General features: G+C 60.9%; 10 protein-coding genes and 2 pseudogenes. 5 read left to right on the top strand and 7 right to left on the bottom strand.

Features of this window, described 5'->3' with window-relative positions; genetic code table 11:
* Nucleotides 1-61: 61 nt before the first annotated feature.
* Entirely contained in the window at nucleotides 62-235 is a 174-nt protein-coding gene (locus VSR82_RS38930) for a hypothetical protein (protein ID WP_498858812.1), read from the top strand.
* Between the two features lie 69 nt (nucleotides 236-304).
* Here VSR82_RS38930 and VSR82_RS38925 read toward each other — a convergent pair whose 3' ends face one another.
* Entirely contained in the window at nucleotides 305-508 is a 204-nt protein-coding gene (locus VSR82_RS38925; protein ID WP_176112529.1) for a hypothetical protein, read from the bottom strand.
* On the bottom strand, nucleotides 505-1,512 hold the full coding sequence (locus VSR82_RS38920) for a DNA-binding protein (protein WP_498858811.1): 1,008 nt from the start codon (nucleotides 1,510-1,512) through the stop codon (nucleotides 505-507). Before VSR82_RS38920 ends, VSR82_RS38925 begins: the two co-directional genes overlap by 4 nt.
* 153 nt (nucleotides 1,513-1,665) lie before the next feature.
* On the opposite strand from VSR82_RS38920, the gene VSR82_RS38915 reads away from it, so the two are divergent.
* Nucleotides 1,666-2,853: a tyrosine-type recombinase/integrase gene (locus tag VSR82_RS38915; protein WP_498858810.1), complete on the top strand. Its 1,188-nt coding sequence runs from the start codon at nucleotides 1,666-1,668 to the stop codon at nucleotides 2,851-2,853.
* Between the two features lie 144 nt (nucleotides 2,854-2,997).
* Nucleotides 2,998-3,780: pseudogene (locus tag VSR82_RS38910) on the top strand (IS110 family RNA-guided transposase); the annotation flags it as partial.
* A 644-nt stretch (nucleotides 3,781-4,424) separates the two neighbouring features.
* Here VSR82_RS38910 and VSR82_RS38905 read toward each other — a convergent pair.
* From VSR82_RS38905 to VSR82_RS38895, 3 genes are read right to left on the bottom strand one after another with little or no spacing between them, the layout of a single operon-like run.
* Nucleotides 4,425-5,363, bottom strand: coding sequence for a hypothetical protein (locus VSR82_RS38905; protein ID WP_498858809.1), 939 nt, complete (start codon nucleotides 5,361-5,363; stop codon nucleotides 4,425-4,427).
* Nucleotides 5,364-5,372: 9 nt separating this feature from the next.
* Nucleotides 5,373-5,987 (bottom strand): hypothetical protein, encoded by a 615-nt coding sequence (locus VSR82_RS38900; RefSeq protein WP_498858808.1) that lies wholly within the window; start codon nucleotides 5,985-5,987, stop codon nucleotides 5,373-5,375.
* A gap of 22 nt (nucleotides 5,988-6,009) precedes the next feature.
* A complete protein-coding gene (locus VSR82_RS38895) occupies nucleotides 6,010-6,798 on the bottom strand; it encodes a TIGR04255 family protein (RefSeq protein ID WP_498858807.1) in 789 nt (262 codons plus the stop codon).
* Between the two features lie 554 nt (nucleotides 6,799-7,352).
* Here VSR82_RS38895 and VSR82_RS38890 point away from each other — a divergent pair.
* Nucleotides 7,353-7,667, top strand: a complete 315-nt coding sequence (locus VSR82_RS38890; RefSeq protein WP_018437938.1) for a hypothetical protein — start codon at nucleotides 7,353-7,355, stop codon at nucleotides 7,665-7,667.
* A 2-nt stretch (nucleotides 7,668-7,669) separates the two neighbouring features.
* Complete coding sequence (locus VSR82_RS38885; protein ID WP_498858806.1) at nucleotides 7,670-8,305, top strand: response regulator; 636 nt, start codon at nucleotides 7,670-7,672, stop codon at nucleotides 8,303-8,305.
* A gap of 295 nt (nucleotides 8,306-8,600) precedes the next feature.
* Here VSR82_RS38885 and VSR82_RS38880 read toward each other — a convergent pair whose 3' ends face one another.
* Complete coding sequence (locus VSR82_RS38880) at nucleotides 8,601-8,912, bottom strand: hypothetical protein (protein WP_498858805.1); 312 nt, start codon at nucleotides 8,910-8,912, stop codon at nucleotides 8,601-8,603.
* Between the two features lie 314 nt (nucleotides 8,913-9,226).
* Nucleotides 9,227-9,528, bottom strand: a pseudogene (locus VSR82_RS38875) (IS3 family transposase); the annotation flags it as partial.
* Between the last annotated feature and the right edge of the window lie 123 nt (nucleotides 9,529-9,651).

Genomic DNA, 9,651 nt, shown 5'->3' with positions numbered 1-9,651 from the left:
TGGAAGACCGCACGCCGGATGAGGCATACTTCGCGACACTGCCTGCGATCAAATCGGCAGCATGAACGCCCCGGTGGTTCCACTTAAAAATCTCGGGACCCTGCCCGAACAAGCGGCGCCACCTCTCTGCCCGTTTTTTGACACGACGAGACCAATGACCGAAAAAGAACAGCATCCCGACAGCCCGGTGATGAATCCGTCCGGCGAAGTGAAAGTTGATCCATTCCAGAAGTAAGACTTGTACCGGTCCGCGAAAGGGCTCTGACCAACCACATTCTCAGTCGTCAGCGCGGCAACCACATTCTCAGAACAGCTGCGCTAGAAGCGGCGCCAGATTCTTCCACTTCACCGTGCTCCGGAAGGCAAGGCCATCTTCGTCAAGTGATTCGATGATCACGCGCTGACCGCGCGCTTCGGCCACCACCCGCACCACTCGCTCCCCATAGCGCATCAGCACGCCGATGTCCGGGCAGACATCCTTCCGTCGACCGCGTCCTGTGCGACTCATGTCTTCGCGCCGGACTTGCGTACAGCTTTCACAGGCCCGGCAGACTGCCGGCCCGCGCGGCGCGGAGCGCGGCGTGCGGCACTGCCCGGACCGGACGCTTTCTGCCGCAGGAATTCCAGCTCCTGCGCCTGGGCCTCGTGGCTCGCCCGCATCGCTTCAAATCGCCCCTCCAGCATACCCGTCGAATGGCGTAAATCTCCCAGTTGCGCCTGCAATGAATGGATCTCGGCCTGCGCGCGCTCGCCGTCGCGAGACGCGCGTTGCTGTACACCTTCAAGTTCGCGCTGCAGACGCGTAGCCGCGGCCCGTTCGCGCTCGATCTCAAGCAGCGCGCGCTTCTCCGCGGCCTGCAAACGGGTCTCGGCCAGTTCGGTGCTGGTCCGCTGTTTGTCGAGTTCAGCGGCGAAGTCGGTGCGGGCCTGCGCCAGAGCGGCGTCCCGCTCGCGTAGCGCCTGCTGCGCGCGCTCCAGCTCGCCTTCAAGCGCGTGACGGGTCGCCGCGGCCGCAGCCTGCGCCTGCTCGAGTTCCTGGATGCGTACTTGGGCGGCAAGCAGCGTGGTTGTCCGCTGCTCAAGCGCCGTTTCGGTGCGCGCCAGATCCGCCTGCACGGCCGTGACAGACGCCTCGGCGGCGAGCCGCGCGGCTTCGACTTCGGTCCGCAGCGCCTGGAGGGCGTCATCGGCCGCGCCGGCAGCACGCTTCCAGAGTATGGCCACCAGGTCGCCTGCCGCGTCACGCAGTTCCCCGGGCAGTTCGGCGTGTTCGATGCGCACGCGGCTTTTCTCCCGAAGGTCGGCCCAGAACGCGTTGAGCACCGCGACGGGCGTACTCATGCTGCCGCGGCGCACGAGCTGATAGAGACGGTTCGCCGTCGGCGTGACGCCGAAGCGGAAAAACAGCAGCGCGCAGGCCTCCCGATAGAGATCGCGCGTATGCGGAAATTCGGCTTTCAGGCGCTCGATCTCGGCCTGGAGGCGGCTTTCATCAGGAACGGTGTCAGACATGAGCATTCCGCGATTTTGAGAGGTAATATTACTGCGTAGTTTGACTTTTTTCTACTGTTTCCTCATTAACTTTTGACATTATTTTTATAATGTTGAAATCTACTGCGAGAGGTGCGACACTGAACGCGTGACACCCCAAGACCACCGGATCCCATGAAAACGGCCCTCATCGCGCCGCGCCCGCTCGACGTCCTCGAACTGCCCGATGATCTCGACGGCCACACCGGTGTCAATCGCGCCACCGGCCGCCGCCAGATCGCCGCCGATGACGACCTCGCGGCCGTGCGCGCATGGCTCGCGCGCGTCGCCGACACGAAAACCACCTTCGAGAACTACCGCAAGGAAGCCGAACGGCTGCTGCTGTGGTCCATCGTCCAGCTCGGCAAGCCGCTGTCCTCGCTCACGCACGAGGATCTGCTCGTGTACCAGCGCTTCCTCGCGGACCCGCAGCCGCGCGCGCGGTGGGTCAGCGGTGGGGAAAACGGCAGCGGCCGGAAGTTTTCGCGCGAGGATCCGCGCTGGCGCCCGTTTCACGGGCCGCTCGCCCCAAGCAGCCAGCGCCAGGCGATGGTCATCCTCAACGCCCTTTTCTCCTGGCTCGTCGGTGCGGGCTATCTGGGCGGCAACCCGCTGTCGCTCTCACGCCAGCGCGCGCGACGCTCAGCGCCGCGCGTCACGCGCTTTCTGGAGCGCGACCTGTGGCAGGAGGTCAAGGTCTACATCGATTCGCTGCCTCGCGAGACGGCCCGCGAACGCGAACGCTACTGGCGCGCGCGCTGGCTGTTCACCCTGCTCTATCTGGCCGGCCTGCGCATCTCGGAAGTCAGTGGCAACACGATGGGCTGCTTCTTCTGCCGGCGCGACACCGACGGGCACGAGCGCTGGTGGCTCGAGGTCACGGGCAAGGGGGACAAGGACCGGCTCGTGCCCGCCTCCGCGGAGATGATGGTCGAGCTTGGCCGCTACCGCCGCGAGCGTGGGCTGCCGCTGATGCCCGCGCAGCACGAGGACACGCCGCTCGTGCTGCCACTCGGAAAATCCATGAAACCGCTCACGCGCGCGGCGCTGCACACCATCGTCAAGGCCATCTTTGGCGGCGCCGCGAAAAAGCTGCGCCTGCGCGGCGACGAGTACGCTGCGCGCGCCGCGCAGCTCGAGCGCGCCTCGGCGCACTGGATGCGTCACAGCGCGGGTTCCCACATGGCCGACGGCGACGTCGATCTGCGGCTCATCCGCGACAACCTTGGCCATGCGTCGCTGACCACCACGAGCCTGTATCTGCACGCCGACGATGACCAGCGGCATCGCGAAACAGAAGAGAAGCACCGCATCGACTGGTAACCGGCGATCCCGCGCGGCATGCCGCGCTGCGCCGATGTAACCGGTTTCCGCAGCGAAGCCCAGTCCACTTGCCTGGACCGCGGAGTTCCCAGCGTTCGCTCGGGATCGACGCACCCAGCTCAGAACAGGCCGCCGCGCTCGGCGCCTTTCGTGAAGTCAAACAAGAACGACTTCGTAGATGCCGAGGCGATTTGCGAAGCCGCATCACGACCAACGATGAGGTTCGTGACGCCGAAGACTGAATCGCAACAAACACGTTCTGTCCTGCATCGCGTGCGCGAATCGATGGTGCGGGACCGCACCCGAACGATCAACCAGATGCATGGCTTCCTGCTCGAGTTTGGTGTCAGCCTGCCGGTCGGCAAGACTGGCGTTGTGCGTCTTCCGGAGCTTCTCAACTACCATTCCTTGCCACCCCGGCTAGTCGCGATCCTCGAACGGCTCCACGAGCACTTCAAGTACCTGCAGCAGCAGATCGATGAGATCGACCGCGAGGTGATGCAGCAGCTCGCCGACGACGATGTCGGACAAAGGCTCATGAGCATTCCGGGAGTCGGGCCGGTCACAGCAAGCGTGCTTGCCGCAGAAATGGGTGATGGCAGGCAGTACGCCTGCAGCCGCGATTTTGCGGCATCACTTGGCCTGGTTCCACGTCAGTACAGCACGGGCGGCAAATCCAATCTCCTCGGGATCAGCCGGCGCGGCGACAAACGCCTCAGGTGTCTCCTTGTCCAGTGCGCCCGAGCCTACATGCAACGCCTGCAGAAGCAAACCGGTCGCCTCGCGGAATGGACGCGCGCGCTGCTGACGCGACGCCACACAAACGTGGTGGCGTGTGCGCTGGCCAACAAGCTGGCCCGGACCGCGTGGGCGATCGTTGCCCGTCATAGCACTTTTGATTCTGAGTTCCAGAGCCAGCGGGCTTGAACAAACACAGTATCAGCAGCAATTCCCTCTCTGCTTTTGCGACGACTGAAACCTGATGACGTGAACGGCACACCGGCCTGTGGAACAACCTGGAAAGTAAAGAGGCTTCTGAAAGCCGCCCAACTTTAAAGGATCCGTAGGCGCGAATTTCATCGAGGCGCGGGGAGTAGTCCCCACATCGACGCCGGATAGATTTGGGCAAGCCAACTCGACATCAAGCATCAGGGGTTGCAAAACTGGGGCGGACCATAGATTTACTTGCCGGAAAAGCAAACTAAACGTGGACCTTGTTGACGAAGGAAAGTAATCTGGAACTTTGCGGATGTTTGCTGGTGGCTGACGTTCGTCTGGTCGATCCTTGAGCGCTATTTGCACCACAACCGTTTTGCGAAGGCAGAGTCGAAAAAGTATCAGCCGGCTCTTTGTATTCTCTTGGGCGTTTCCTCGATCGAGGAACTGCTGGTGCTTTTCAAGACCGCCGAGGATTGCGGGATGTTGGAAGGGTATCGTTTCAACTCCTCGTTAGGCCGCATTCCGTTCAGGAAGTTGATGAACTACGACGGACTTTCAAAGGTTTCGTAGACTGCGGCATCGAGAGGGGCGGAGGGACCGCCCCTCGCATACTAATGAAAAAACGATCTGTTTCAGTTTGCCTGTCGCTTCCCGATGCGTGGGTCTTCCATACGATATCCGTACATGGTCATCGGACGATGTTGGTCCACGTCGCGTACCCTATGCAGGTGTCTCGCCGACAGCCAGAAAATCTTCAGGCGGATCCGCTCGAAGACTGATGTATTCGAGGCGCCACTGATCAACCCGTCGAAGATCTGCCAGCGAGAGATGTGTATCCGCGACGGCGACACTCCTCTCAAGAGCAATTTCCTTAGCTTCCTCTGGCTTGCCATAGACGCTCGTGAATAGTTCGGAAATCTCGCTGGCCGCTTTCTCGTCTGCAGCACGCGCAACCGCCCCCCTTCTGTAGCGTCATACGCAACGGTGATGCGTAGGAAGTAAGGCTCACCGTCTTCGAGGTCCTGAAAGCGCGCTGTGTCGAGGTCGAAGAAAACGCCCACCAGATGGGCGTTGTATGGCTCGAGGAGCTTGCCGGTCAGTTGCTCAACCGTCTTGCCCTTATGTTTTCGGCGAAGGCGATTCTCGAACGCATTCGGGAAAGCCGGACGACCATACCGCGCGGCCAGCCATTGCTTGAGTGCCCTCTTCTCGTCGGCATTCAGTGTGACTGACGCATCCGGATTGGCAGCGATCGCATCGAACATCGCCGTACCGACCACGCTTCGGGCATCGTGACGCAGTTCAAGCGCGAGCGTCTCCCCTTCCCCCGTGGTGTAGGAGAGATGAAGCCGGCGTACGTTTCGGGCACGAGTGAACGTTGGCTCCGCCGTCGCAACGATGTCCGCGACGATGCACTCGACAAAGGGCTCCCTGTCGTTGGCGAGATCGCAGTCGTGCGAGATGACAACGACGCGATGTTGACCGCCGTCATCAAAGACGAGTCCGAGGTTCAACGCATGAGCGTCAACGATGAGACTGCCTTGCCGCCAAGCACTGTCACGTCCCGGCATCCCGCCCCCTCAGCGATCCTCGGCAGCACCTGGAATCGAAACATCCGATTGCCAGTCTGCTGTGGCTGGAGCCGCGGTATTCGAAAGACCTGAGAGTGCATAGGATCGCTCCATTGCCCGAGCCTCTTCAATCAAAGTCTCCACGGCCGCCGAACTGTCCTCCCCGGCCTTCAGGATGTCGAACAGGGAGCGATCTTCAAACGCTTTCATTTTCAGGAGACTCGACGCGCGCGCGACTCCTGCCGCCTTGAACGCGTCAGCGATCTGACTCAACGTCCTGATGCGCGCGAGCCTGTCCACGTCCGGCATCGACTCTTCGGACAGCCACTTGTAGATCGCCTGGCGCGACACATCGAAGAGAACCGCAAGATCGCCAATAGCGGGATTCAGCACTGCGCGGACATTTTCCAGATGTTCCTTCGCCGTCCGGATATCCGCGCGCGGGCGCCTGCGCGGCGACCGCACCGCCGTGTCATCGCTGACAAAGAGTCCTGATCGAGGTGAAAGGTACCCGCTCCAACGGTCTACATTCTCAAGCGGATATGCAGACCCCGTCCCAATGAACGGCCGCAACATCACCGGGTAATGCTTCGCAGCGCCAAACGCAGGCAATGATGATTGCATATGTCCGTCTCCTGATTAGTTTTTACGACCAAGCCTTTAGGGCATGAGGCGTAATGATCGCCTCAAACGCCCGGCGGATATCTCGGTGTAATGCCTCGAGCTGGCTCGCGAGCGACGCGAAGTCAAGCGGAAATCGCCCCTGAACGAAATGGTCCGTGTCGATGACCGCATGACGCTGCGGCTCCTGCTTCGCGAACCGGTCTTTAATCACGAGTCCGTGCGGTGCTACGTCCGGCGGAAATCCAAGCGGAGCCACGGCGCGATGCACCCTCGCCACAAGGATGCCCCGGTCAGCCAAAACCCCCGGCTGCGTCTCGAATACCTGCTCGCTCGATGCCGATTGCTCGACCGCACCAAACTGGACGCCGCGCAGGCCGCCAGCAAGATACTGATCGACCGTCTCTGCCTCGCGCGGCTGCACAGCATCTAGGTACCGCAGACCTAGGCGACTCACATGATCAAGACCCACAACCTTGTGAACGTGTTCAAGCCCGCGCAATCCGTTTGGCAAAAACTGTCGGCGCGTGTCGTAGTGGGTAGTATGAAAGGCGATGAACGTCGGGCTGAGCACGAAACTGGACGTACGGTCTGCCGTAGTCATCCGCCAGACCTTCAGGGTCCCGACTTTGGGGACAGGCGGTGCGTCATTAGCTTCGAAGACGAACTCCAGTTGCGGCATCGCCTGCTCTTCGAAGAGCGTATACCCGTCGCGGCGCAGCAGATCCTGCACTTCCCCAGCGTATTTTTCCATCGCCGGGATCGGGTTGAACTGCGCCTGCAGCAAGGCATAGTAGACCGGCGCATTGGCCATTCGTCCATTCATGATCAGCGGGCGCGAAAACGTGAGGCTGACATTTCAGTTGTCAGTTTACACTGTAGTTGACACACTCACAAGGAGAACTGCTCACAACCGGCCCGCGGCGTGCCGTCGCGGGGAGCGACATGTCGCGGGACACCCGACGTGGCGTGGGAACGAGCGCACGCGGACCATGAACCGGGCCCTTATATCCTCCACCACTCACACCAGCGTATAGAGACCGGCCGCCGAATCAAAAACGGTGGCGTCGCTTCCCCGGCTCCGCCGCCGTGTTACGTCGATTGGGCTTTGTTCGGATGGGGGTATTGCAAAGATGCTGCGGGTTGTGTAAAAGCGCAACATCATGAAGCCAGCATTGAATAATGCCATATAAAGCAGATTAAAGACGGGTGAAGCGCGCAAGCGCAAGAAGCCGGGGTACCGGGTAAGGATTTCCTGATTCGAAAATCAGGATGCCGCGCCTCGTTTTTCCAGCTTCCGCTGAATGTGACAGGGATTCTGGTCGCTGACTATGAGTCGTCGAAGCGCAATTGGAAAACCGGTGCATCATGATCGCCTATCTGTCGGAGCGGGAGAACGCCGTCGAGGAAATTAATTCGGTCTGTCTACGACTGTTCGATGAGTGGTGCGAGACGCGTCGTGTGACCTTGCTTGCGTATCTGATGCACTGCTGGCCGTTGCTCGACAGCACGCCGAAGATGCTTAAGCGTCTTGGCGAAACCATGCGCGATCTGCGGCTCTATCACGTCGACCAACTCGACGAATCAGAGTTTCAGGCACTATGTGAACTGGCCGATCTGATTGATGAGCTGATCGAGCGGCCAGCGCCGATCAGAAGCGTGCGCTCGTGGAATAGTGCCTGAACATGATCAGAATACTCATTGCGGACGATCACGCGATCTTGCGCAGCGGGATCAGGCAGATCATCGCGACGACGGTCGACATGATCGTCGCCGCGGAAGCTGCACAGGGTTCGGAAGTGATCGACAAGCTGCGCAGCTGCGCCGTCGACGTGCTGCTGCTCGACATGACCATGCCGGGCATCAGCGGAATCGACCTCGTCCGGCGCGTGCGCGTCGAGCAGCCTGCGCTGCCAGTGCTGGTACTTACCATCCACGACGACGCGCAGGTGGCGTCGCGAGCGCTGCGTGCAGGCGCGACGGGCTACCTGACAAAGGACAGCGACCCCGCCGTGTTGCTCGAAGCCATCCGCAAGATCGCGGGCGGCGGGCGTTTCATCGATCCGAGGCTCGTCGACGCAATGGTCTTCGACAGGCACCGCGGCGACGTGCCACCGCATGAAGTGCTGTCAGACCGCGAGTTTCAGGTCTTGCAAATGCTCTGTGCGGGAAAGAGCCTTAACGAAATCGCGGATGTGTGCGCGCTCAGTGCAAAAACGATCAGCACCCACAAGATGCGGCTGATGCAGAAACTCGGCATCACGAACAACACCGACGTGATCCGGTACGCGATCCGGCACGGACTGTCTTGCGTCAACTAGACTACCTGCGAATTAGGTCGGCGAGGCTCGGATACCGATCCGCGGCATTGTCACCCATTGAAAGGCCGTTGGAAAGCGGTACAGCACTACGCACAAGGCGCGGCCTTGCGTTGTTGCGAAACCTTCGCCAACCCCGCGTGAAGCGAAGCACCGCGACGCATCCGGTATTTCGTTCACCTGGTTGCGGAACTGATCCGCACCAGTCACCCATCGGGTTCAAGGCGAGTGCCGGTCTTCTGGCCTCGCCTGCCGCGCGTCAAACAAGATGAGAACCCCGTTGCCTCACGGGAAGATGTTACTCCAGCCTAATTGTCGTTTTCCGATTGTTTTGCGATGAAGGCTGGCGCTGCGTAGCGGCGCCAGCCTTCATCGCATCGGCGTCGCCGAGTATCCGGGTCACCAGCTCTCGTGCTCGGTTCGATCTCCATGCTTTCACGCGGCGCTGCAGGGTGCGTAGCTGGGCACTGGAATACATCGCGGGTGCCAGCGCGACGAGGCGCTCGTGCAGTTTCCTTGCTGTAATTCCGGGCTCAGATTCGAGCCATTGCTTGATCGTCGGCCATGTGTGCTCGAACGGATCTTGCCGGCTGCGCCATGTGTGGGGCACGCCAGCCTTTCGCTGGTGAGTTGGTCTCACCTCGCCGTCCTACCATGCTGTTCCGAGGCTGACCAGGAATTCCGCCAGGGCAACGCGGTCAGGTGTCGCTGTCTCGGCCGGTGATGTGCCGCGTTCACTGCAGGTCGCAACGTGCTGCTGTGCTTCACGCATCCGGGACAACAGATCCAGCGGGTCGAGCGCCCTGAATCGGGTTCGGAGTTTGCGTTTGGTTGCCTCCGGCACTGAGGCCGATCGCAGGACGCGCTCGAGCGGCGTCAAGGGTGTGACCTTCCCTCTGTTTTTCGCCTTCCAGAGGCCCGGGGTTATGCAGCTACATCCGTTGCCTGCTGAGCCACGAGCCAGTCTCGCATGAACTGGGCCGGCGACACAAAGCCGAGCGACGAATGACGACGACTGCGGTTGTAAAACACTTCGATGTATTCGAACAAGTCCCCTGCGGCTTCGCGATGCGTGCGATAGCGCGCTGCATGAACCCGTTCATTTTTCAGGCTGTTGAAGAAGCTCTCCGTCGGCGGGTTGTCCCAGCAATTCCTTTGCGGCTCATAGAGCGACGCATGCCATAGTCAGCCAGCCTGCACTGAAATTCGTGGCTCGCGTACCGGGCGAATTCAACCGGTCGTCGCAACACCTTCTATCGAGGGGTGTTGCATGGGACGAAGTGTAAAGCAGGTGTATCGGTTGACGGGGCGAGGAGCGATGTACTCGCCGGGCGCGCCATCACTTGGAC

It is taken from the genome of Burkholderia sp. JPY481 (assembly GCF_038900515.1).
Lineage (GTDB): Bacteria > Pseudomonadota > Gammaproteobacteria > Burkholderiales > Burkholderiaceae > Paraburkholderia > Paraburkholderia youngii.
The sequence above is the reverse complement of the archived record's forward strand: the minus strand, read 5'-3'. Positions and strand labels throughout refer to the sequence as shown.